Origin of the sequence: Streptomyces sp. Tu 3180, assembly GCF_009852415.1 — a bacterium.
In the GTDB taxonomy this organism is placed as follows: Bacteria; Actinomycetota; Actinomycetes; order Streptomycetales; family Streptomycetaceae; genus Streptomyces.
Genome location: NZ_WOXS01000002.1, coordinates 292043 through 315440 on the forward strand (window position 1 = coordinate 292043; position 23398 = coordinate 315440).

Below are 23398 nucleotides of genomic sequence, written 5' to 3' on the forward strand. Positions count from 1 at the left end.
CGCAGGCGGGTACTGCCGCTAGGTCCTGTCTGACAAGTGATCTTGTTGGGGTCCACGGAGCCAGAGGATGAGTGCCGCAAGGTGGAGTCCGGTCCGGTAGCGGGCGGCGAGTTCGTCGAAGCGGGTCGCGGCGGCGCGGAACTGCTTGAGCCGGTTGAAGCAGCGTTCGACGACATTGCGGGCCTTGTACAGGTCGCGGTCGAAGACCGCCGGCCTTCCCGCGCCGCAGGCGGTTGGCCTTCTGGTCCGCCCGCTGCGGGATCACCGCCCGGATGCCCCGCCGCCGCAGAACCTGGCGGATCGCCCGGGACGGGTACGCCTTGTCCGCGATGACCGCGTCGGACCTGCGGCGGGGGCGCCCGGCGCCGGCCCGGGGCACCCCCAAGGCATCGAGGACGGTGTCGAAGACGGTCGGGTCGTTGATGTTGCCGGGCGTGACGACCACGGCCAGGGGCAGGCCCCGGCCGTCGCACGCGAGATGAACCTTGGTGGTCAGCCCGCCGCGGGACCGGCCCAGCGCCTGGCGAGCCGCCTGGCGCGCCGGATCTTCCAGTGCGTCCCCCGTCGCCGCCCCCTTCTGCGGGCGCCGGCGGCATGCTGATGAGCCCGGTTGATCGTGGAGTCGACCGACACGGTCCGCTCCACGGCTCCGACGGAGTCGTCGCGGACCTGGACCTGCTCGAGCAGGCGAACCCAGGTTCCGTCCGCTTCCCAGCGGGCGAACCGCTCATAAGCCGTCTGCCACGGCCCGTGGCGTTCCGGTAGATCACGCCACGGGGCACCGGTCCGCAACCGCCACAGCACCCCGTTGATCACCTGCCGGTGATCTCGCCACGGCCGCCCACGGCCGTCAACACCGGGCAGCAAAGGAGCCGTCCGCTCCCACGCCGCATCCGTCAGCTCACCACGACCCGCCACAAGATCAATTATCAGACAGGCCCCAGGCCCGGGGTACGCATGCCCCGGCGGGCGCAGTCGCGCGGCAGGTCCGCCCAGGACTCGCCCGACTCGCGGTATCCGTCCTTGAGCGCGATCAGCTCCCTGCTGCCGTCCGCGCGCACGCCGACGAGTACGAGTACGCAGGCTTTGGCCTCCTCCAGGCGGATGTTGAGGTGGATACCGTCGGCCCACACGTACACGTAGTCGACCTCGGTGAGATCGCGGTCCATGAACGCGGCGTGGTCGGCCTGCCACTGCTGGGTCAGGCGTGTGACCGTCACTGGGGACAGCCGGACTGCTCCAGCGCGGGCACGAAGTCGCCGGAGGACAGGCCGTACAGGTAGAGCAGGGGCAGCACCTCGCTGATCTCCGGGCTCTTGCGGCGCCACGGCGGCAGGATCGCGGAGGGGGACCGCTTGGGCTCACCCGTCTCCTCGTCGACGCGTTTGTCGTTCACCCGCGGCGCCTCCACCTCTACCACGCCGGTCGCGGTGGTGACCTTCCTGGGCCGGTGGCAGCCGTTGCGCACCACGAGCCTTCGGCCGTGCTCGTCCCGCTGGTCGGCCAACTCAGAGATGTGTGCGTTGACTTCGGCCTCCAGCGCGGCGGCAAGCATCCTTCGTGCCCCCTCCCGGACGATCTCGTCGATCAGGGAGGAGCCGTCGGCAGTGGTCCCGTCGTCGTTCACTACGCTGAGCACGGACGTACCTTCCCGGCCGGTGCTGCGAACACCGGGCCTGCTCGGTGACCTGTCGATCAGTCACCCGGGAAGGTACGTCCTCCCCGAGCCGATCCACAGGTCCTGAGCATTGCTCCGCACGAGGCTCCGGTCAGCTCGGCCGCGCAGTCCGGCCACGAGAGCCCGACCGGTCGGCGCGCGTCGTACCCACCTCGGTGTCCAGGTCGACGAGCGCGTGGATTCAGCCGGTGGAGGACACCAGCCCGACCCGGTAGGCGAGGACGACGGCCTGGACCCGGTCGCGCAGGCCGAGTTTGGCCAGGATCCTCGACACGTAGGTCTTGACCGTCTCGGGGGTGATGAAGAGCTCCGCGGCGATCTCCGCGTTCGACAGCCCTTCAGCGATCTGCCGGAGCACCTCCAGCTCGCGCGGGGTCAGTGCCCGTACCACGTCCTCCCTGGCCGGCCGGGAAGGATCGGCCGGGCGCAGGTGTTCGGCGAAGTGGCCGATGAGGTGACGGGTGACGGCGGGGGCCAGCAGGGCCTCGCCCCTGGCGACCGTCCGGATGCCGTTGACCAGCTCCGCCGGGGGCGCGTCCTTGAGGAGGAAGCCGCTGGCCCCGGCACGCAGCGCGTCGTAGACGTAGGCGTCGACGTTGAAGGTGGTGACGACCAGCACCTTGGGCGGTGCCTCGGCGTCGGGACCGGCCAGTTGCCGGGTCGCCTGGATGCCGTCGAGCAGGGGCATCCGGATGTCCATCACCACCACGTCGGGACGCAGGCGCCCTGCGGCCCGGACCGCCTCGTGCCCGTTCCCGGCCTCTCCCACGACCTCCATGTCGGGCTGGGCGGAGAAGATGGTGACGTAGCCGGTGCGCACCAGTGCCTGGTCGTCGCAGACGAGCACGCGGATCGGTGGCGGCGCATCGCTCACGGGGTCACTCCGATGCGGGCTTGGACGGAATGGTGGCGTGGACCTCGAACCCGCCTTCGGGCCGGGGTCCGGCCTCCAGTTCACCATCGACCATCCGCACCCGTGCACGCAGCCCCGCCAGTCCACGCCCGCCCGCAGGGTCCGGCTTCCGCACGGCAGGTGCCGCCGCCGGGGAGGCGGTGGGCCCGTCGGTGGTCACCTTGATCTCGATGCGCTCCTCGCCGTGCCGGACCAGGACCCGTGTCGTCTGCCCGGCGGCGTACTTCATCGCATTGGTGAGCGCCTCTTGCACCACCCGGTACGCGGCCAGCTCCACGTCCACGGACTGCGCTCGCCGCTCGCCCTGCTGGCTGAACTCGACCGGCTGCCCCGACCTGCGGGCCTGTTCGACCAGGTCCCCGAGCCGTCCCAGGGTGGGTGCCCGGTCCGCGCGCGCCGGGTCCGCGGACGCTGACTCGCCGGTCGCCTCCAGCACGCCGAGCAGGTAGCGCAGCTCTGTCAGCGCGCGACGGCCGGTGTCGCTGACGGCCGAGAGTCCCTCGCCGGCTTTGTCCGGTGCGGAGGTGAGCAGGAACTGTGCCGCGTCCGCCTGGACCACCATGGCCGTCACATGATGGGTGACCACGTCGTGCAGCTCGCTGGCGATGCGTGCCCGCTCTGCGGCCGCGGCCACTTCGGCGGTCAGCCGCCGCCGCTGCGCCCCTTCCGCCCGCCGTGTGCGCACGGTGCTCCCCACCAGCCAGAACGCGGCCAGAGCCAGAGAGAACGCGAGATAGTCCGCGATGCCCTGCGGTGAGCCGAGGCGGTTCAGGACGAGGGCCAGCACGGCATAGCCCGCACTCACCACGCCCGCCAGACCATGGCGGAAGCGGACCTGGTGGGCCCCGGCCGAGTACAGGGCCAGATACAGCCCCAGACTCCCGAACGTCGTCGCGAAGCCCAGCGCCTGGTGCGCGGCGAACGCGCCCGCGACGACAGCCAGACAGCCCGCGGGCCATCGCCGGCGGGCCGCCAGCGGCAGGGTCTGGGCCAGGATCAGCCCGACGCTCAGCGCGCTCGCCGGCCGCTCGGGCAGATCCCCGATCTGCGCTCCGATGTTGGACAGGGTGGGCACGAAGGCCAACAGGGCCAGCGCCAGGGCGAGGACGCCGTCCTTGAGGAAGGCGTCCCGCTCCTCCCACCAGTCGAGCGGCGCCCGGAGCAGCGCACGGCTCCAGGGCGCCTGAGGGGACATCACTACCGTTTCCTCCGGTCAGTCGGCCTGAGCGTGTCGTGCGGATCGACGGGGCAGCAGACGCCCGCCGCGGCGGGCGAGGACGAACATTCGGACGGCGAGCAGCACACCGATGACGACGGGCACCAGCGCCGCCTCCAGGCCGAAGCCACCGCCGGTCAGCACAGCGGAGCCATGCACGTCGACGGTGAACAGGCCCTCGGAGGTGTGCCCGGAGACCGGGATGCCGAGCAGCTGCTCGGTGGTGTTCCAGGCGAAGTGCAGGCCCACGACGAACCAGATGTTACGCCGCCACAGGAACGCGGCGCCGAGCATCACGCCCGCCTCCAAAGCGATCGCCAGCGCACTCCACGCACTGGCTCCCGGAGCGCCCAGATGGGCGATGCCGAAGAACAGCCCGGTGATCACGATGGCGGCCCGGCTGCCCCACAGCTGCTCCAGAGCCTGCAGCGCGAGACCGCGGAACAACAACTCCTCGGTGACCGCGGTGCCGATCTGCACCATGACCGCGGACCAGACGACCGCCATGAAGCCATGGCCCGCCCAGGAGAACGAGTAGCCCCCGAACGCCGTGATCAGCGAGACGGACACCAGAACGAAGCCCAGGCCGATCGCGCCGCCCAGCAGCGCCTCCCGGCCGGCTCCCCGCCGGGCGATCTCCGGCGTCGAGCGTCGCGCGACACGACGCATGACCAGCCAGTACACGGCCACCGCGGCCACCGCGCCCAGCACCGGAACCGGACCAGGACCGGTGGCGGTCAGGCCCGAGACCAGGCCGACGCCGACCAGGCCGGTCAGCATCCAGCCGAGCGGGGAGCGGACGATCCGGTCGAGACGACCGCCGCGAGCGTCGTGACCGTCGGGGCCCGTGTCCGGGCCGGAGCCTCCGGCGTGCCGTGCGGTGGACGTTGTACTCATCGTGGCCTCCCCTGGAGCGGTCGCACAGGCTGCGACCTGACAACCACGCTAGGAATCCGGCGCCGTACCCGAATCACCCGCACATGGACAGCTCCTGTAGCTCTCGCGGGGGATGCGCCCCGAAAAAGGATCAGGCACCCGTACGAGAGCCGGACACCATGACCGCCGCGGCGGCGAGGTCGAGGTGGGAGTTCATGTCGAGTCCGAACCGGCCGTAGGGGTTGACGTGGGTCCAGAACAGGCGGGACAGGGCCCGCCGGTCGGCGTCGGTGAGCCGGCTCTGCCACTTCTCCTCGCTCAGGATGTCCTGGAGGAGCAGGGTGCTGACGTGCACCAATGCGGACTGCAGCAGGTGCAGCGCCGGCATGGAGACCTCCTGGGACTCCTCGTCGGAGCCGGTCAAGTCGCCGTCCTTGCCGTAGAGAAGGTCGTGGTTGGCGGAGTTCCAGTTCTCCACGACCCGGAGCCCGTCGTTGATCTCGCGCCGCAGGTCGGCGTCGGCGAGGTAGTCGCAGATGAACGCCGTACGTACCGCCCGCCCGAGTTCCTCGATCGCCCGGTAGGTGGGGTGCTTGGGTCCGCCGCGAGTGAAGCGCCGCAGGACCTGCTCGGCCTCGGCGGTGCCCAGGCGCAGGGCGGCGGTGTACTTCACGATCTGGTCGTACTGCCGGCGGATCAGGTCCCGGTCGACCGTCTTGGCCGACAGCACCGGTGCCAGGTTCGGCCACGTCTCGTCCTGACCGGCCGCCGGCCGGTACAGCCGCGCGGAGCCGACGTTCTTCAGCCGGGGCAGCAGGTTGAAGCCGAGCATGCGGGCGAAGGCGGACCCGATGATGGAGACGCCGTGCGTGTCGGTGTGCTGCCGGCCGATCTCCACGTCCGTGCAGTGCCGCAGCACGCCCTCGATCATCGCGGCGACCTCGGAGGCCGAACAGGACGTGAGCCGGCTGCAGACGCCCAGCGACTTCTTCTCGACGTGCCAGTAGATCATCACGCCGGGAACCGACGGACGGAGGGTCCCCCACTCCTGATCGGACAGATCCGCCGAGTAACGGGTACGCAATCCGCACGCCCCGGCCCCCGAAAGTGCGTCACCACCCCGCTACCAGCGACTTGCCCGCTGACAGGCCTTCAGACGCCCCCTATCGCTCTTCGCGGTGCCGACGCGACGGTGCGGACTCGGTCTCCCGGTCCTGACCGCGGGCCTGTCGGAGTGCACCCACAACGGTCTCCTGTGCTCCTGACCGGACCCCTTCGGTCGTGGCCTCGCTCCCGGATTGCCCGAGCTGGCCGCTGACCACCTCAGACAGCCCGGCCGGCTTGCTCGGCCCCGCCTCGAGGTCCAGGCGGTTGCACGCCTCGGCGAAGCGCAGATACGTGTCCACGCTCGCCACCACCACCCGCACATCGATCTTCAGGATCTCGATTCCGACCAAGGAGACCCGGACGAACGCATCGATCACCAGTCCCCGGTCGAGTACCAGCTCCAGCACGTCGTAAAGACCGCTGGATCCTCCTCCGCCACCGCCCTGAGCCGAAACCACACTCACTCTGACCAGATCCCTCGCCGCACCAGCACTCGCGCGCCCGACCCGGCGACCACCCTGTCCGAGCCCAGCACGCCGGACATGAGCGAGTAGCCCCGCCGCGCAGCATCAAACCGACATATGGCCCACAGCGCGAAGCCGGCACTCTGCGGCTCCGGCGCGAACAGTCCGGGTGGGACGCCCCCCGGGCGGGCTCCGGGCACCTATGGAAGTCACGTGACTTCCGCAGGCGCGAGCCGTGGGCGGCAGTCCGCGGAGAAGATCGTTCGTCAGGATCCGCTTTCCTTGGAACTCGTAACGCGATCACGATCCGGTCTTCTTGGGGCGTGCGCGGCAGATGAGGCCGCAAGCCAACGGGACGAAGGCGTCGTGGAGTTCGATACGTCGTCCCCAGCGGACCGCGAGGCGTTTGAAGTGGTGGGGCAGGGCGATCCGCTCGGCGACTGGCGGAGCTTGCCCAGGCCCTTGATGTTCGGGGAGCCCTTGTGGGAGGGCAGCGCCTGGATGCAGCGGCGTCGCAGCTCACCGTGCACAGCCTTCGAGTCGTACGTCTTGTTCCGGGTCGTCGGCGGTGCGCGCCCCGAAGTCGCGATGTCCTTCGGGGCGCGCGGCAGGAGTTCGGGTTCAGGCGTTGTAGCCGCCATGGGCGTCCAGTACCGCGCCCGTGACGTACGACGCGGCGGGGCTTGCCAGGAAGGCGATCACCGCGGCGATTTCGTCGGGGTGCCCCATGCGCTGCAGGGACAGCGAGCTGACCAGGGTATTGAGGGTCTCGGGGTCCGGCGGTTGCATGCCGCCCTCCATCAGTCCGGCCTCCACGACGTTGGCCGTGATGTTCCGGGGCCCGAGGTCGCGTGCGACGCCCATGGTGTACCTCTCGATCCCGGACTTGGTCGCCGCGTAGTCGGCAAGGCCGGGGGCGCCGACCCGGGAGCCCAGTCCGGAACTCACCGTGATGATGCGGCCACCCGTGCGCAGCACTCGGGAGGCGGCCCGGATGACGGCGATCACGCCGAGGTAGTTGGTGGCGTGCATCCGGTCCAGTGCGGCGGTGTCGGCGTCCGGGTCGTCCACCGCGCCGGCCACGGAGATCGCCGCGTTGTTGACGAGGATGTCCAGGCCTCCGAAGTGCGCGACCACGTCGTCGACCAGCGCCGGCGCCCGGCTCGTGTCCGCCTGGTCGGACTGGAAGGCGACGGCCTTGGCTCCCTTGCCGTGCACCTCGTCGACGACGGCCTGCGCCTGCTTCTCGGAGCTGACGTAGGTGAAGGCGACGTCGGCGCCCTGCTCGGCCAGCAGTCGTACGGTCGCGGCTCCCAGTCCGCGCGACCCCCCGGTGACCAGGGCGACCTTGCCCATGAGTGGCTTGCTCATTCTTCTCACCTCGTCGATCGTCCCTTCCCAGCAGTCGCAACGCTAATTGTTACGACAGACTGTTGCAACTTTCATTGTTACGACTGCGCTGTCGTGACATGAAGTGTTGCGGCCGGGAGGAGGAGTCCATGAGCGCCAACAGCAGGCTGACCATCGCCGCCCACGCGCTGGCCTGGATCGGCCTCTACCAGCGCCAGGGCCACGAGGTCGCCACCTCCGAGCAGATCGCGACCGGTGCGAACACCAACCCCGTGGTGATCAGACGGCTGCCCGGCGAGCTGCGCAGGGCCGGACTCGTGGAGTCCCGGCGGGGCGTGGGCGCGGGCTGGTCGCTGGCGCGCGAGCTGGGGTCGATCACCCTGCTCGACGTGTACGAGGCAGTGGAACCCGGCCCGCTGTTCGCGATGCACCGCACCACCCCGGACCAGGGATGCGTGGTGGGTCACGGCATCCAGCCGGCACTGCAGAGCGTCTACGAGGGCATCGAGAAGACCCTGAAACACGAGCTGGCCCGCGTCACGCTCGAGAACGTACTCCGGGACGTACTCGCGGCACCTCGCTAGTGACCTGAGCCGGAGATTCGTCGACAGTAGGCAGCTACTTCGTCGAGGATCTCGTCGGCGGTCTTCGTCCAGACGAACGGCCTGGGACGCTCGTTCCGGTCGGCGAACCAGCTGCGGATGTCGCGTTCGAGGGCCTGGACGGAGCGGTGGACGCCGCGCTTGAGCTCCTCCTGCGCGAGCTCGGCGAACCGCCGCTCCACCAGGTTCAGCCAGGACGAACTCGTCGGGGTGAAGTGGAGACGAAAGCGCGGCTGCGCCGGCAGCCACTGCTTGACGGCGGACGTCTTGTGGGTGACGTGGTTGTCCGGGATCAGACGCACCTCGAGCTCGGCGGGTACTTCCTTGTCCAGCTTGGCCAGGAACTTCTTGAACTCCACGGCCCGGTGGCGCCGGTGCAGGGAGCCGATCACCTTGCCGGTGGCGACCTCCAGGGCGGCGACCAGGGTGGCGGTGCCGGCGCGGACGTAGTCGTGGCTGCGGCGTTCGGGAACGCCGGGACCCGTCGACAGCACGGGCTGGGACCGGTCCAGTGCCTGGATCTGGGACTTTTCGTCCGCACAGAGGGCCAGGGCCTTCTCCGGCGGGTCGAGACACGGACCGACGACGTCGCGGACCTTGTCGATGAACAGCGGGTCCGTGGACGGCTTGAACGTCTGCGAGCGGTGCGGCGCGAGTGCGAACGCCCGCCAGATCCGCGAGATCGCCGACTGCGACATGCCGGTGGCCGCGGCCATCGACCTGGTCGACCAGTGGGTGGCGTTCTTCGCCTTCTCCTCGAGCGTCTTGACGATGGCCCGCTCGACGTCCGCGTCGGTGATCTTCCGCGGGACGCCGGGCCGGGGCTCGTCACACAGGCCGTCCAGGCCGCGTTCGAGGAAGCGCCGCCGCCAGGTGCGGACCGTGTCCGCAGTGACGCGCAGCCGGCGTGACACCTCCATGATCGAGTGCCCCTCGGCGCACTCCGGCACGATCCGCGACCGCAAGGCCAGCGCCTGGGCCGTCGTACGGCGACGCACCCAGCCCTCCAGCACGGCCCGCTGGGCATCGGTCAACGACAACGGCGGAATCTTCGCGCCCGGACGACTCCTACCGAACCAACGACGAATCCCCGACTCAGGTCACCGGGCTCCGGCCGAAGTCCCGCAGGGACGCCCTCAGGCAGGGAGCAGCAGGACCGCCGTAGGGGTACGACTTCTCGGCGAGGAAGGTGAACCACGTACTGGCGGCTGTTGAAGAGGATCAGCGCGGTGCGTTGCCTCAGGAGCGCCGGCTTCCCGGCGGGGCCGGCCCGGGCGTGCCAGGTGGACCATTCCAGGTCTGCTGGAGACGCGGTTCCCTGAAAGGATCGGACCGAGGCGTATCCGTTCCCTTTCGTGACGTCGGCATCCGGTACCGGTAGAGGCAGGGAGGAATCATGAGCAGTCCCCAGGTTGCAGTAATCATGGGTGTCACGGGTACCGGCAAGGCCACCGTCGGTGTCCTGCTCGCGGCCCGGCTCGGTGTTCCGTACGCCGAGGGCGATGATCTCCATCCGCGGGGCAATGTCGCCAGGATGTCAGCCGGCACCCCGCTCATCGACGAGGACCGTGGGCCCTGACTGAACGCGATCGGCGATTGGGCGCGCGGGCGGGCAGGGCTCGGCGGGCTGATCAGTGGCTCGGCGCTGAGGAGGGCCTACCGTGACCGGGTGCGGGCTGCGGCTCCCGGCATCGTGTCGTGCACCTTACGGGCAACCGCGCCCTCGTCGAGGAGCGGCTGGCCCGTCGGCAGGGACACTTCGTGCGCACGGAGCTGCTGGGTTCTCGGCTCGCCGCGCTTGAACCGCTGGAGTCGGAGGAGGCGAGGGTCACGGTGGACGTGTCGGGCAGTCCCGAAAAGACCACCGAACGTGTGGTGGACGCGCTGCGTGACCTGGAGCGGTCCTCCGCCGCGCCGCAGGGCCTGCTCCGGGCAGGTTCTCGAACTCGGGTTCCTCCGCCTCCGACTCCCGGACTCCGCCGGAGCATCACCTCAGGGACATGGGATGCACAACGACCACAGGGAAGCGACAGAGCGACGGCAGGGGCTCCGGTGGATACCTGCCGCGGTGATCGTGAGCGCGTTCGTTCTCGATCTGTCCATCGCGGGGAGCGTCAACGTGTTTCCCGTGCTGGCGGCCGCTCCCGGGGTGGCCGCGCCGATCCTCTCCCTGCTCGGGACGATCGCCACCGGAGTGGCGGCGAACATCGCGGGACTCGCCCTGGTCCACCTGGAGAGGGAACCGGCCCGTGACGATCTCGTCCCGTTCACCAGTCTGATCGTCCTCACCGTCGTCGCGGCGGTCTTCAACGTACTGCTGACGCGCGACCGGCGGCAGTTGAGAACGAGCCGCGAGGTGGCGGCCGCGGTGCAGCGCGCGGTGCTCCCGGATCCTCCTCGCCGGGCGGGGCGGCTGGCCGTGGCCTCCCGCTACGAGGTCGCTCATGAGGAGGCCGCCATCGGAGGCGACCTCTTCGCGGTCCACGAGACACCCCACGGCGTCCGGATCCTCCTCGCCGACGTGCGGGGCAAGGGACTCCAGGCGGTCCGTACGGTCAACGCCCTGCTCGGCGCCTTCCGCGAAGCCTGTGACCACCGGCCGGATCTGCCGGGTGTCGTCCGGCAGCTGGAGACCCGGATGCAGACGGGCACCGCGCAGGCGACCGGATCGGAAGCCGAGTCGTTCGCCACGGCCGTCGTCGCGGAGCTTCCCCCGGACTCTTCCACGCTGTGCGTCGCCAACCGGGGCCACGCGGCGTCGCTGCTGGTCCACAACGGCAAGGTGAGCCCTCTGGAACCCGCCACGCCGTCGCTGCCCCTGGGCCTGGGCGCCCTCGGTGACGACGACGTTCCGGTCGACCGGTTCGACCTGCCCGTCGGAGCCACCCTGGTGCTGTTCACCGACGGCATCAACGAGGCCCGCGACGCGGACGGCGTCTTCTTCGACCCCGCCGTGGTGCTGTCCCGGCCCTTCCCGCCCGATCCGGACGCGGTCCTCGACGCTCTCCTCGCCGCCGTCCTCCGGCACACCGGGGGGAAACTGCAGGACGACGCCGCGCTCCTCGCCGTCACCCTGACCGAGTAGCTCCGCCCCGGTCCCGCGCCGCCACGCACGGAACGCGAGAGGTCACCGCGCCCGCGCGTTCCACCGCCGGTGGAGGTCCTCGCCCGCCTCGTCGGCGTGGCGGCCGCGCGTCTCGGGGACCCACTTGACGACGACCCCTGTGCCGAGACGGATGGCCGTGGTACCCCAGCGCCGGGCATCAAGCGCTGACAGGTCGAGATCAGCAACGGAGGCTCGCGGCGGCTGCAGTCGAGGGAGAGGAGGACGGAGCTTGTAGTTCCCGAACAGTGCGCGGGTGCTCACCGTGCTCCGGACCAGCCTCCCCGAGCCGCCTCCCACGGTGGGCAGGCGGCCGGGTGCGTCGTCACACCAGTCCCGGAATCCGCGAACCCGCGCGTTTCCGCCCGCACCGATGGCAAGGCGTCCTCACTCCTCGCCTTCACCGGCGCCGCGCTTGTCGGACTCCCGTCCGTCGCCGACCAGGACCTGCCGCCTACGGCCGTCCGAGGTCGGCCTGCCGGGCCTCGCTCAGGCGCTCCAGGAACGGCAGCAGCCGGTAGAGGCTGTCGGAGAAGACGACCTCGAGGAAGCCCTCCGCCTTGAGGGTCCGGTGCGAGTTGACCATGTCGTGGCGCTGCTCGATGACCGTGGCCTCCGGGACGGTGCGGTTGGCCGGCCTCGATCCCTGCCGCTCGATGCTGACGCTGCCGGGGGTGGCGACCATGACCACGATGGGCAGCATGTCGTGCCGCATGGCGACGGCGACCAGCGGCTCCCTGGAGGGCCGGGTGACGTTGGTGGCGTTCCCCGGCAAGTCGTTGTGTTCGATCGCTGAGGCCCCGGACTCCCGCAGGGGAATGACAGCCAACCGTGGTCGGCCCCGAGATTGATCACGGTGGCGGGTCGCCCTCAACTCTGGCCGCAGCGTTCTGCCGAGCTTCTCTCACGGGGTGCCGAGAGCCGTGGTCTGGTCGTTATGCGCCGAGGAGACCGCGGAACGTGGGAGAGCGGAACGGTGAGATGATTTCGAGGGTGATGGCAAGAACCAGTGACATCGAGAAGGCGGCCGGTGTGCTGCGCGCCGGCGGCCTGGTGGCCCTCCCAACCGAAACCGTCTACGGACTGGGCGCCAACGCCGAAGACTCCGCTGCCGTCTCGCGCATCTTCCAGGTCAAGGGACGTCCACCCTCCCATCCGCTGATCGTCCACATCGGGGGCGCGCAGCATCTGGACGACTGGGTCCAGGACGTGCCTGCGACGGCGCGCCTGCTGGCCGAGCACTTCTGGCCTGGGCCGCTCACGCTGGTCTTGCGGCGTGGTCGGCGGGTGCCCCTGGAAGCCACGGGGGGCCTGGAGACGGTGGCCGTGCGTGTGCCCGACCACCCCGTTGCCCTCGCGCTGCTGTCGGCCTTTGGCGGCGGTGTCACGGCCCCGTCCGCCAATCGCTTCGGCTCGGTGAGCCCCACCACGGCTGGCCACGTCCGGGCGGAGCTCGGGGATGCCGTCGACTTCGTCCTGGACGGCGGTCCCTGCGGGGTCGGCGTCGAGTCGACCATCGTCGACGTCATGGGTGAGACCCCGGCCATCCTCCGGCCCGGCGGAGTGACCCGCGAGGACCTCGAAGCGGTGCTGGGGTATCCGATCGAAGTCCCGTCCACGAGCCATGTCCGGGTGCCGGGTCAGCACCCGTCGCACTACGCGCCGTCTGCGCGGGTCGTCCTGGTCGAGCCGGAGAAGGTCGTCGACGAGGCGCGGCTCGCGCAGGAGCAGGGGCACCACGTCGGCGTCCTTCTTCCCCCGTCCCTCGCCGACACCCCGGTGAAGGCGCACACCGTGGTGGATGTCCCAGCGTCCCTGGCCGACTACGCGCGCGAGCTGTACGGGTTCCTGCGCGAACTCGACCAGCAGGGGTGCGACCTCATCGTCGCCTCCTTGCCGGTGGAGGAGGGGCTGGGACTGGCGATCGCCAACCGGCTGCGCCGCGCCGCGGGGCCCCGGCCCACCGCGTGACCAGCACCGACGGTGGACCTCTCGCGTCACCGGACGCGGTTGATCTGCTCCTCTGCGCACAACGCCCTCGAGCTGCTGCTGCCCGTTCCTTGCCCCGCTCACCTCATTCCGGACGCTACCGGCACCGGCGCCTTCCACGACGTGTACCGGACGGCCGTGGCGCAGCAGGCTGTGTTCGTCGCCATCGAACACGAAAGACGGCAGCGGTGGACCGTGAAGGCGGACACGCTCACTGCCGGCTCCGGCCACGCTGTCGACGATGCCGTGAACGATGCGGTCCGGGCCGCGATCACCTGCCTGGTCGAAAACTGTGAGGTCGACCTGGACGCCTACACCGGACCGATCCACTCCATGATGCACGGCGTGCGGAGCGAAGACCGAGCCCGCGAACTCGCGGCTGCACTCCACGCCGCCCTATACGGAGACCTGGGACCCCTGACCCGCGCTGTCCCTCCCGTCTCCTGACGGCCGACCGCGGCAGATCACGCTGAGGGGCCGCGCCGCGGCGGTCAGGACGCCGTGGGCACAGCCGCGTCGAGGCCGCGAGCGGCGACGAGTTGGGCACTGCCGTCGGCCAGGCGGTAGCGCAGGCCCACCACGGCGGTCTGGCCGGCGGCGACCTTGTCGGCGAGGACCCGGGAGCGGTCCAGCAGCAGGTCGGCGGTGTGCCTTATGTGCTCCGCGAGGATCTCCTCCGGCTCAACCCGTCCGGCGGCCCGGGCGGCCAGCACGCTGGGGGTCACCCGCTCGACGACGTCCCGGACGTACCCGGCCGGCGTCATGCCGTCCTCCAGCGCGGCGCACGCCGCGCTGACCGCGCCGCACGAGTCGTGCCCGAGGATCACGACCAGCGGGCAGCCCAGCATCTCCACACCGAACTCGATGCTGCCCAGCACCTCCGGGCCCATGACGTGGCCGGCGGTGCGCACCACGAACAGGTCGCCCAGACCTCGGTCGAAGATGATCTCGGCGGCCAGCCGGGAGTCGGAACACCCGAACAGCACGGCGAAGGGCTGCTGGGACGGTGCGGTCTCGGCGCGGCGAACGGCGTCCTGGTTCGGGTGCTCCGGGGTGCCGGCCACGAAGCGCTGGTTACCGGCCAGCAGCAGCTCGAAGGCGTCGCGGGGCGTCGGGGTCTTGGTCTCGCTCATGTCGGCAGCCTACGAGTCGGCACCAACCGTCGCACCGCCTGGTCTCCTCGGTCATCGCCGGGTCGGCCGATGCTGACGGCTGGGGCATCCCCGAGCGCCGGCTGGGGCAGCCTCGATGCTGTTCCTCAGCGCACGACGCAGTTGCTCCGCCGCATGCGGCCGGCCGACGACGCACGACCGGGGTGATCGCGCCCCGGGGGGCGTCGCGGATTTGGCCCCGGTGTCCTGGAACGTGTCTCTTTGACCTGCTCGTCGGTTGACCGGATGTGTCCGTCCGGCGAGTGATCACTGATGTGGGATCGGGTCGAGCCGCTGATGCCGGCCGACCCGGTTCGCGACCGGCGGTGGGCCGATCACCGTCGAACCCTGGAGGCCATCGTGTGGAAGTACCGCACCGGTTCGCCCGGCGGGACCTGCCAGGCGAGCTGGGCTCCTTCCAGACCGCTCACAAAGGCTGATCCGGTGGGCCGTGGACGGCACCTGGGAGCGGATTCTCGTTGCGCTTCTGGCCGCAGCCGACGGTACCGATGACATCGGCTGGACCGTGTCGGTGGACTCCACCCTCCGCCGGGCGCACCAGCACGCCGCCGGAGCCAGGAGAAAAGGGGCACCGGGCCGGGCCCGACGACCACGCGCCCGGACGCTCCCGTAGCGGCCTGAGCACGAAAGTCCACCTCGCCGGCGACGACCGTGCACGCTCCTCGGCCCTCCGCGTCACCGTAGGCCAGGCATGTGACGCCCCGGTCTTCGAGGCCGTCATGGCTCGCATCCGTGTTCCGCGAAGCGGACCGGGAAGACCAAGGACCCGACCGCACACCGTCCTGGCGGACCACGCGTATTCGTCCCGCGCGATCCGAAGCCATCTCCGCCGGCGCGGGATCCGCGCAGTCACCCCTCAGCCCTCCGACCAGGTCCGCCACCGCCTGCGGCGAGGCCGTACCGGCGGGCGGCCACCGGCTTTCGACGCCGAGACGTACAAGCGGTGCAACACGGTCGAGCGATGCATCAACCGGCTCGAGCAATGGCGCGGCCTGGCCTTGCGAAGCGACAAACTCGCCCTCACCTACCAGGCTGCCCTCCACCTCGCTGCCATCCTCCTGTGGGCCCATCGACAGAGGGGCTGCAGAGCATCGGCATCGGTCATGCGCTGAGTCCTCGCCGCCCTGACCGGCCGGAGGTTGAGCTTGCCGGTGATCGAGAACAAGACAGCCACCACGAACATGTTCTCAGGCCGGGATCACCCGGTCAGTCAAGGGCCTCTCCGTATGAGGCAAGTGTCGCGTCAAGGCGGTCACGAAGAGAGCGTGCCCGGTCGACAGGTCGAACCCAGTCCCCACACAGACGCATCCCACAATCCGTCAACTACTGCTCGTGTCAGATCTGGTGCACTCAGTGACGATCTCTTTACGGTCGAAGCAATGCCAACACCGCATCTGCGGAGGATTCGTGGCACGCTTGCGCACTCGTCTGGCCCTGCTCGGCTCGGCCGCAGCTCTCGCCGCGGCACCCTCGTCCCCGCGCGGTTCGCCGGGGCCCAACCCGCCGCAGCGGCCGAGGACTACCAGTGGGTCGCCCTGGGTGACTCCTACACCGCCGGGGTGATCCGGGCCGCGGGCCACACGTTCGAAGTCCCGCGCGACGGCTGCGAGCGAACCGACCGGTCCTACCCCCGGGTCATCGATCGGGACCTCAGCGGCCTCTTCGAGCTGACCAACGTCAGCTGCGGCGCCGCCACCATCGAGAACGTCACCGACACACCCCAGCACCCGATCGGCCGTCACCTGCCGCCCTGCTCAGAGGACCCGGACCACCCCTTCCCCGCCGTGCCTCCTCAGTCCGAGGCGGTGGGCTCCGACACCGACGTCATCACTGTCGGCGTGGGCGGAAACACCCTCGGCTTCGCCGACCTCCTCAACAAGTGCACGCAGCTGGGCGGCGAGAGCGAAGGCAAGGGCACTCCGTGACGCCCCGCTCCTCCCCGCGGCCCGGGTCTCACCTGGCCCGGCCGCCGGCCGCGTCACCGACCGGTGCGGCTCAGCGGGTCCGGTAGCGCGCGTAGATCAGTCCGCTGTCGAAGGCACGCTCCTCGACCAGCTCGAGATCGAGGCGTACGCCGTCGGCCTGCGCCTGCCGAAAGGCTCATCCGCCCAGTTCAGGCGGCGTGTCGGTACTCGTGGAGGATGCCGCCGAGTCGCTGGCGTCGTCGTATGCCGAGGCGGGTGATCTGCTCCGGATCGCTGATCGCTGATCGCTGATCGGCGTCGGCGTCGGCGTCGGCGTCGGCGTCGGCGTCGGCGTCGGCAAGGGGCGTAACGGGCGGGCGTCGGCGATGCCCTGACGGGGCCGGTGGAAGTGGTGGCAGTCTTCGAACTCGCGTGGCGCGTGGAGCAGGTGTCGCTGGTCCCGATCCGGGTGCGGTCCGGCGGCTCGCGCCGGCAGGGGGGGCGCCCGCCGTTCCAGGATCGAGTTCATGCGCGGCATCCGTACTCCGCCGAGTACTGCCTCGGTCCCTGCCCCGGTGAGGACGGTGTCGAACAGGGCGGGAAACGTCCCGTCCCGGTCCCGGATCAGGAACCCGGCCCGGCAGCCGGCGTCCTCGAGGTCCATGACCAGGCCCTTCGCGACTTGCGTCACCCAGGACGCGGTGGGGTGCGCGGCGCCGAGGACCCGGATCCGGCGGCCGGCGTGCTCGATCACCGCACCTGCCCGAAGCCGCACCCCGGACAAGGTGATCGTTTCCAGGAAGCCGCATGCCGGCAGCACATCGGCCCGGGAACGCGGGAAGTCCGCCCACCTGCTCGTGGCGCGCCCGGGCACCGGGCCGGTCCCGGCCTTCCCAAAGGATCTCCCCGACCGTGGAGGCGGCCACCGTGACGCCCAGGACGAGGAGTTCACCGTGGATGCGGCGCTCCCCCGGCTGGAGTCCTCACCGGCGAACCGCAGCACCGGCAGCCGGATGGAGCACACGGCCCGCGGCATTCCCGGACGCTCGGGCCGGGAGCACGCAGCGTGGCAGCGTGGCGGCGCGCGACCGGATCGCCGTGCCGGCACGGCACGGTCCCCGGACGCACCACCAGCCCTGCCCCGCGCCACACCCGCGAGAGCAGAAGACGGTGCAGCAACGCCGCCGGGAACACACGGTCACTCGGAGGGGAACCGGACCTCCTTGCGACCGAGTCGACGCTCCAGCACCGTGATCCGATGCCGCAGGGCGAGGATCTCCGTGTCCTCGTCCCGGTCGCTCACGGGCGGCAGGCGCAGCACGGCGAACGCGTTCGTCACGGTCAGGCAAGCCAGTCACAGCAGCACGACCAGCCACCATGCCGGGACGATCGCCGGTCCCGCGAGAGCACCGATTCCAGCGCCCGTGCTCACCAACCCGCGCATCCCGCACACCGGCTCCCACCCCGGCGGACGAGGTTTCCGGCAAGGGCAAGGTCAGCCGCCCGGACGGGACGGCACTGGGGCCGAAGGGCACGGACGGCAAGCCTGACGGGCGGTGTGCCGGGTTGTCGCCGAGCAGAGTTCGGGCGAGGCGGTCCGGCCGGACCGCCTCCGAGAGACAGGGCTGATGCAGTCGCCGTACGGCAGCCGTCGCCTCAGGCCGCCGCGTCCTTCGCGCGGAAGGTCTGCCGGTATGCCGTGGGCGACACCCCGATGGCGGCCGCCAAGCGCTGGCGCAGCGAGGCTCCCGTGCCGAAGCCGGCCCGCGTCGCGATGACGTCCACGGTCAGGTCGGTGGTCTCCAGCAGCCGGCGGGCGTGGTCGAGTCGCTGCTGGGCCACCCACTGGCCCGGCGTCATGCCCACCTCGTGATGGAAGTGCCGGGTGAGCGTGCGCACGCTCATGCCCGCGTGCGCGGCCATCTCGGACAGCGACAGGGGCTCGTGCAGCCGCTCCAGGGCCCAGACGCGGGTCCGTGACGTCGAACTCTGCGACGGCTTGGGCATCGGACGCTCGATGTACTGGGCCTGACCGCCCTCACGCCAGGGCGGTACGACGCACAGCCGGGCCACCCGGTTGGCGATCTCGCTGCCGTGGTCGCGGCGCACGAGGTGCAGGCACAGGTCCACGCCGGCGGCGACGCCGGCCGCGGTAAGCACACGTCCGTCGTCCACGAACAGCACGTCGGCGTCCACCTTCACCTGGGGAAACGCGCGTTGGAAGCGCGGCGCCTCGTTCCAGTGCGTGGTCGCCTGCCGGCCGTCCAGCAGTCCGGCCGAGGCCAGCACGTACGAGGCGGTGCAGATCGACACGATACGGGCCTCGGGCCTGATCCGCCCCAACGCGTCGGGCAGTCCCTCCGGCAGCCACTCCCGGTCCTCACCCGGCGAGCAGACGAACGGCGGAATCACCACGGTGTCCGCGCTCTCCAAGGCCTCACTGCCGTGCTGGACCGCAAGGGCGAAGTCCGCGCTCGTGGCGACGGAAGCGCCGTCGAGGCCGCAGGTGACGACCTCGTACAGCGGCTGACCGTCCTCTCCGACCGCGGTGCCGAAGATCCTTACCGGGATGCTCATCTCGAACGGATAGACGCCGTCGAGGGCAAGTACCACCACACGATGCATGACCACATTCTTTCAGTGCATGTCCAGATGGTCACTCGTCGGCCCTCGCCACCGACGGCAGCCTTGATCACACAGCAGACACCCCACAAGATCCCTTCGTTCTCGGAGAAACCCCTGATGACATCGCTTCGGTCCGCCCACCACGAGCGGCTGCGCCGGCCCTCCCGCCTGCGCTCGCTGCGCCTCGGCGACACGACGGTGACGTACGTGCCCGACGGCGCGGTGCAACTGACGCCCCGCGGCTGGCTGCCCGACACCACCGACGAGACGTGGGAGCGCCACTGCCCGTACCTGGACGACACCGGCCACCTCGTCGCGGGGATCGGCGGGCTGCTGGTGGAGCGCGGCGACCGCGCACTGCTGATCGACGCCGGGTTCGGACCGCAGTCACTTCCCGCCGAACCCGGCAACGCGCACGGCGCCATCCACGGAGGTGCGCTGCTGGACAACCTCGCCGCCATCGGCCGGGCGGCCGGCGACGTCGAGGCGGTGGCCTTCACCCACCTGCACATCGACCACCTCGGCTGGGCCCTGCATCCCGCGCCGGGCGGCGTCGGCCGTGCCCTGCCGCGCGCCGGGTACCTGGTGGCCGAGCCCGAGTGGAACCGGCGCCACCTCCTCGAAGCACACGGGACGAGCGAGGACATGCTCAACGCGCTGGCCCCGTACGTGCGGACGGTGGCCGACGGCCAGGAGGTGTTTCCCGGCGTCCAGGTGCGGTTCGTCCCCGGCCACACGCCCGGACACGCCGCCTACGTCATCACCGGCGGACAGCGGCGTCTGATCGCCTTCGGCGACGCGATGCACTCCCCCATACAGATCGCCCACCCCGAATGGTCCGCGGCCTCGGATCACGACCCCGCGCAGGCCGCCGAGTTCCGCCGCGACCTCGTGACGGAACTGGCCCGGCCCCACACCATCGGCTTCGGCATTCACTTCGCCGACGTCGTCTTCGGGCGGGTCCGCCACGGCGCGGACGGCCCGTCCTGGCAGCCGGTCGACGCCTGACCACCGGGAACCGGACACCGACATGACGACGACGCGCGCCTGCGCCGCCCGACTCCCCTGCCCCGCTCCGCACACGCGGCATTGGCCCGCGGTCACGACCGCCGCGCTCACTGCGACCGTGACCGTCATGCCCGGCTTCACCGTCGGGGCACTGGCCCCCGCCCTGGAAAGCGGTCTCGGCCTGTCTCGCAGCGCGATCGGGCTGGCGCTGAGCTGCTTCTACGCCGCCACCGCGCTCGGTTCACCGATCGCCAGGCGGGTGGCCGCGCGGTTCCCGGTGCACCGTGTGCTGGCCGCCGCCGCACTGAGCGCCGCCGCCGTCATGCTGGGCGCCTCGCAGGCAACCGGCATGATCTCGCTGACCGTGCTGCTGCTACTGGGCGGGCTGAGCAACGCCCTCGTACAGCCGGCGGTGGGGCGGCTGATCGCGGCACGGACTCCCGCCCACAGGCGTTCCCTGGCCGCCGGTGTCGTCGGCGCCGCACTCGCGGCGGCAACCTTCGTACCTGGCCTGCTGGTTGCCCTCGTGCTCCCGGCGCACGGCTGGCGCGTGTCCCTGCTGACCGCCGGCCTGGTGGCGCTGCTTGTGACGGCGCTGGCTCCACTGGCTCGGGCACCTCTCGAACCGGCAGGCCCCACCCGCACGGGCGGACACCCTCGGACCGGCAGAACGCTGCTGCTGTGGTCTTCGGCCGCCGCACTGGCCGCGACCGGGAACAACGCGGTGGCCACCTACTTCGTCCACCTCGGCACCGACTCCGGTCTGTCACCCACTACGGCCGGCCACTTGCTGACAGCCAGCTCAGTCCTGGCCATCGCCGTCCGTGTCGCGGCGGGAGCACTCACCGACCGTGCCCCCGGCCGCAATCCCACGGTGATCGCCGCGATGATGTGCACGGGAGGGTTCGGACTCGCGCTCATCGCCGCCGGCACACCTGTCGCCTTCACCGTGGGCGCGTTGCTGGCCTTCTCCGCCGGCTGGGGCTGGACCGGTCTGCTGCTGGCCACCGCACTCCACCTGGTCACCGACCAGGCCGAGTACGCCGGCCACACCGTCCAGGTCGGCATCTACACCGGTGCCACCATCGCCCCGTTCGCCTTCGGCGCCATCTCCGGCGCCCTCGGCTTCACACCGACCGCCCTCGTCGCGGCCACCGCCGCCTTCGCAGGGGCAGGCGCCATCACAGCCGGTGCCGTTCACCTGCGGCGCTCCGAGCGCTAGGGTCCGTCTTCAAACGGATCTCGCCCAGAGCAGGAACGGTGCGAGGGTGACCGCTGCTTCGTAGGAGGTGGCGGTCTTGTCGTACCGGGTGGCGATGCCTCGGAAGTCCTTGAGTCGGTTGGAGCAGCGTTCGACGATGTGACGCCGGCGGTAGGTCTGTCGGTCGAATCCGGGTGGCCTGCCGCCTCGGCGCCCACGGTTCAGTCGGTGGCGCTGTTGGTCGGTCTTCTCGGGGATGGTGGGGGCGATGCCGCGTCGTCGCAGGTGGGCGCGGAAACCGCAGGAGCTGTAGGCCTTGTCCGCGATGACCTGGTCGGGTCGGCAGCGTGGCCGGCCGAGGCCGCCGCGGGGAACGCGGATACGTTCGAGCAGGATGCGTGCGCAGGTGCCGTCGCGGCGCCGGTCCGGTGTGACGAGGAGGGCCGGAGGGCGGCCCTTGCCGTCGCAGGCGGGATGGGCCTTCGTGGTCAGTCCGCCCCGGGATCGGCCGAGGGTGTGATCGTCCGGTTCGTCCGGCCGACGGATCCCCCTTTTCGGCCGGTGGCGGCGGCGTGCCGGTGGGCGCGGACGATGGTGGAGTCGATCTGCACCAGCCAGTCGATGTCCCCGGCCGAGTCGGCCCGGGCCTCGATCTGCTGCAGGGCCCGGGTGAACACGCCGTCCAGGACGTAGCGGCTGAAGCGGGGGAGACCGTCTGCCACGGCCCGTAGCGTTCCGGCAGGTCACGCCAGGAGATCCCGGTCCGGATCTTGTAGACCATCCCGTTGATGACCTGCCGGTCCTCCGCACGCGGCCGGCCCGTCGCGGCCCGCGGTATCAGCGGAGCGAGCAACTCCCGGTCCTGATCCGTGAGTTCATGACGACGTACCACGACACCATGATCCATCACCTAGTGATCTCTGAAGACGGACCCTGGTCTTCTGAGCCAGGATTTCATTTCATTGGTGTGGTCTGTGCATGGCTCGGATGGGACGGCCCAAGGCTGAACTGGTGCTGACTGCTCAAGAGCGCGATCAGCTGGGAGAGTTGGTCCGGCGCAGATCCACGCCGCAGGCGTTGGCGCTGCGCTGCCGGATCGTCCTGGCCTGTGCCACGGGCGCCACCAATCGTGAGGTGGCACGTCAGGTCGGGGCGGAGGTCAAGCCGAAAGAGGAAACAGGGCCGTGCGGTCGTCGGCGCGGCACAGATAACCTGCGCGGATGGAGCGGATTCAGCGGGCCGCTGGCGCGGTCGTCGGCTCAGCGGTGGGTGACGCCCTGGGCGGTCCCTTCGAGTTCGGCCCCCAGGGAGCGTTCTCCGCACGGTTCCCCGCCCCTGGTGCCGGTGGCGAGATGTGCGGAGGCGGCGGCTGGGACCCCGGCGAGGCCACCGACGACACACAGATGGCCGTCCTGGTCGCGGAGTCGCTGCTGGAGCGGGGCGGACTGGATCTGCCGGACATCTTCGCCCGCTTCCAGCGGTGGGCGGCATCAGAACCGAAGGACATCGGCTTGCAGACCGAGGACGTCCTGACCAACGGCATGCCCTGGGACCTCGCCGCTGCGATTCACTTCCAGGTCAACCAACGAGCAGCGGGAAACGGCTCCTTGATGCGGGCATCGACCTCCGCGGTCCACTTCGCACCCGCCGGCCAGGAAGCCACCCTGGACGCGGCCCGCCGGATCGCTGCCCTGACCCACGGTGACCGCGCGGCCCGGGAAGGCACCGCGATCTTCCATGAACTCATCCGTGTCATGTTCGAGGACGCCGACCCCCTCGCCGCGCTCCCGGACATCCTGGCCCTTGTCCACCCCGACCACCGCGGCCGCTACGCCACCGTCCTCGCGCCCGACTGGCACCCGGATCAGGCGACCGAGTTCAACGGCGCCGTCTGGCCCTGCCTGGGCTCCGCCGTCTGGGCCCTACGCACCACCACCAGCTTCGAAGACGCGATACGCGCGGCGATCGATCTCGGCGGTGACACGGACACCGTCGCCGCGGTGACAGGCGGCCTCGCAGGGGCGTACTACGGGCTGGACGCAATCCCCGCCCACTGGACCCGGCCGCTCCACGTCCCCCTCCCAGGATGCGACGGACGGGTGCTGCACCTGGCAGATCTGCTTCACCTCGCACACCGCCTCGGAGGCTGAATCGGGTGCTGCTCCGTACTCTCCACGGCCTCCAGCGGCA

At 70.6% G+C, this 23398-nt stretch carries 20 protein-coding genes and 6 pseudogenes; 10 read left to right on the top strand and 16 right to left on the bottom strand.

Going from position 1 to position 23398, the window contains the following annotated elements; all coding sequences use genetic code 11:
• Positions 1-18: 18 nt before the first annotated feature.
• The 8 genes and pseudogenes from GL259_RS02605 to GL259_RS02640 all read right to left on the bottom strand — a co-directional run bounded on the left by GL259_RS02605 (position 19) and on the right by GL259_RS02640 (position 7625).
• Positions 19-918 (bottom strand): annotated as a pseudogene (locus GL259_RS02605) (IS5 family transposase).
• An 11-nt stretch (positions 919-929) separates the two neighbouring features.
• Positions 930-1555: pseudogene (locus tag GL259_RS02610) on the bottom strand (transposase).
• Positions 1556-1859: 304 nt separating this feature from the next.
• Complete coding sequence (locus GL259_RS02615; protein ID WP_159528815.1) at positions 1860-2552, bottom strand: response regulator transcription factor; 693 nt, start codon at positions 2550-2552, stop codon at positions 1860-1862.
• Between the two features lie 4 nt (positions 2553-2556).
• On the bottom strand, positions 2557-3789 hold the full coding sequence (locus tag GL259_RS02620) for a sensor histidine kinase (RefSeq protein WP_159528818.1): 1233 nt from the start codon (positions 3787-3789) through the stop codon (positions 2557-2559).
• A gap of 15 nt (positions 3790-3804) precedes the next feature.
• The gene (locus tag GL259_RS02625; protein WP_159528820.1) at positions 3805-4704 is read right to left on the bottom strand and encodes a CPBP family intramembrane glutamic endopeptidase; all 900 of its coding nucleotides are present in this window, start codon (positions 4702-4704) and stop codon (positions 3805-3807) included.
• 130 nt (positions 4705-4834) lie between these two features.
• Positions 4835-5695: a transposase gene (locus GL259_RS02630; protein ID WP_243762531.1), complete on the bottom strand. Its 861-nt coding sequence runs from the start codon at positions 5693-5695 to the stop codon at positions 4835-4837.
• A 151-nt stretch (positions 5696-5846) separates the two neighbouring features.
• Positions 5847-6254: a gas vesicle protein GvpJ gene (gene gvpJ / locus GL259_RS02635; protein ID WP_159528824.1), complete on the bottom strand. Its 408-nt coding sequence runs from the start codon at positions 6252-6254 to the stop codon at positions 5847-5849.
• 621 nt (positions 6255-6875) lie between these two features.
• Entirely contained in the window at positions 6876-7625 is a 750-nt protein-coding gene (locus tag GL259_RS02640) for an SDR family oxidoreductase (protein WP_159528826.1), read from the bottom strand.
• Between the two features lie 128 nt (positions 7626-7753).
• Here GL259_RS02640 and GL259_RS02645 point away from each other — a divergent pair, with 128 nt between their 5' ends.
• Positions 7754-8188, top strand: coding sequence for an Rrf2 family transcriptional regulator (locus GL259_RS02645; RefSeq protein ID WP_159528828.1), 435 nt, complete (start codon positions 7754-7756; stop codon positions 8186-8188).
• On the opposite strand, the gene GL259_RS02650 is transcribed toward GL259_RS02645, so the two are convergent.
• Positions 8185-9255 carry an IS630 family transposase gene (locus GL259_RS02650; RefSeq protein WP_159538308.1) on the bottom strand — a complete coding sequence of 357 codons (1071 nt, stop codon included), beginning with the start codon at positions 9253-9255 and terminating at the stop codon, positions 8185-8187. The genes GL259_RS02645 and GL259_RS02650 overlap by 4 nt on opposite strands.
• A gap of 347 nt (positions 9256-9602) precedes the next feature.
• On the opposite strand from GL259_RS02650, the pseudogene GL259_RS02655 reads away from it, so the two are divergent.
• Positions 9603-10102 (top strand): annotated as a pseudogene (locus GL259_RS02655) (gluconokinase); the annotation flags it as partial.
• Positions 10103-10280: 178 nt separating this feature from the next.
• The gene (locus tag GL259_RS02660) at positions 10281-11291 is read left to right on the top strand and encodes a PP2C family protein-serine/threonine phosphatase (protein WP_243762216.1); all 1011 of its coding nucleotides are present in this window, start codon (positions 10281-10283) and stop codon (positions 11289-11291) included.
• 472 nt (positions 11292-11763) lie between these two features.
• Here GL259_RS02660 and GL259_RS02665 read toward each other — a convergent pair whose 3' ends face one another.
• Positions 11764-12084, bottom strand: a complete 321-nt coding sequence (locus GL259_RS02665) for an AAA family ATPase (RefSeq protein ID WP_159528832.1) — start codon at positions 12082-12084, stop codon at positions 11764-11766.
• Between the two features lie 221 nt (positions 12085-12305).
• Here GL259_RS02665 and GL259_RS02670 point away from each other — a divergent pair, with 221 nt between their 5' ends.
• Both GL259_RS02670 and GL259_RS02675 read left to right on the top strand, forming a co-directional pair.
• Positions 12306-13280: an L-threonylcarbamoyladenylate synthase gene (locus GL259_RS02670; protein ID WP_159528834.1), complete on the top strand. Its 975-nt coding sequence runs from the start codon at positions 12306-12308 to the stop codon at positions 13278-13280.
• A 12-nt stretch (positions 13281-13292) separates the two neighbouring features.
• Positions 13293-13745, top strand: coding sequence for a hypothetical protein (locus tag GL259_RS02675; RefSeq protein ID WP_243762217.1), 453 nt, complete (start codon positions 13293-13295; stop codon positions 13743-13745).
• A 44-nt stretch (positions 13746-13789) separates the two neighbouring features.
• Here GL259_RS02675 and GL259_RS02680 read toward each other — a convergent pair whose 3' ends face one another.
• On the bottom strand, positions 13790-14431 hold the full coding sequence (locus GL259_RS02680; RefSeq protein ID WP_159528836.1) for a carbonic anhydrase: 642 nt from the start codon (positions 14429-14431) through the stop codon (positions 13790-13792).
• 266 nt (positions 14432-14697) lie between these two features.
• Between GL259_RS02680 and GL259_RS02685 the strand changes: the two are divergent.
• Both GL259_RS02685 and GL259_RS02690 read left to right on the top strand, forming a co-directional pair.
• Positions 14698-15582: pseudogene (locus GL259_RS02685) on the top strand (IS5 family transposase).
• Positions 15583-15849: 267 nt separating this feature from the next.
• A complete protein-coding gene (locus GL259_RS02690; protein ID WP_243762218.1) occupies positions 15850-16395 on the top strand; it encodes a hypothetical protein in 546 nt (181 codons plus the stop codon).
• A gap of 70 nt (positions 16396-16465) precedes the next feature.
• On the opposite strand, the pseudogene GL259_RS38415 reads toward GL259_RS02690, so the two are convergent.
• The 4 genes and pseudogenes from GL259_RS38415 to GL259_RS02700 all read right to left on the bottom strand — a co-directional run.
• Positions 16466-16549: pseudogene (locus tag GL259_RS38415) on the bottom strand (deaminase); the annotation flags it as partial.
• Between the two features lie 21 nt (positions 16550-16570).
• Positions 16571-17128 (bottom strand): integrase, encoded by a 558-nt coding sequence (locus tag GL259_RS37565; protein ID WP_166461405.1) that lies wholly within the window; start codon positions 17126-17128, stop codon positions 16571-16573.
• A 444-nt stretch (positions 17129-17572) separates the two neighbouring features.
• A complete protein-coding gene (locus tag GL259_RS37955; protein WP_208026410.1) occupies positions 17573-17713 on the bottom strand; it encodes a hypothetical protein in 141 nt (46 codons plus the stop codon).
• A 317-nt stretch (positions 17714-18030) separates the two neighbouring features.
• On the bottom strand, positions 18031-18999 hold the full coding sequence (locus GL259_RS02700; protein WP_159528838.1) for a helix-turn-helix domain-containing protein: 969 nt from the start codon (positions 18997-18999) through the stop codon (positions 18031-18033).
• Positions 19000-19116: 117 nt separating this feature from the next.
• Between GL259_RS02700 and GL259_RS02705 the strand changes: the two genes are divergently transcribed.
• Positions 19117-20007: an MBL fold metallo-hydrolase gene (locus GL259_RS02705; RefSeq protein ID WP_208026411.1), complete on the top strand. Its 891-nt coding sequence runs from the start codon at positions 19117-19119 to the stop codon at positions 20005-20007.
• 22 nt (positions 20008-20029) lie between these two features.
• A complete protein-coding gene (locus GL259_RS02710; RefSeq protein WP_279578618.1) occupies positions 20030-21229 on the top strand; it encodes an MFS transporter in 1200 nt (399 codons plus the stop codon).
• Positions 21230-21238: 9 nt separating this feature from the next.
• Here the strand turns inward: GL259_RS02710 and GL259_RS02715 are convergent.
• Positions 21239-22115 (bottom strand): annotated as a pseudogene (locus GL259_RS02715) (IS5 family transposase).
• Positions 22116-22428: 313 nt separating this feature from the next.
• On the opposite strand from GL259_RS02715, the gene GL259_RS02720 reads away from it, so the two are divergent.
• The gene (locus tag GL259_RS02720) at positions 22429-23358 is read left to right on the top strand and encodes an ADP-ribosylglycohydrolase family protein (RefSeq protein ID WP_159528842.1); all 930 of its coding nucleotides are present in this window, start codon (positions 22429-22431) and stop codon (positions 23356-23358) included.
• Positions 23359-23398 lie beyond the last annotated feature (40 nt).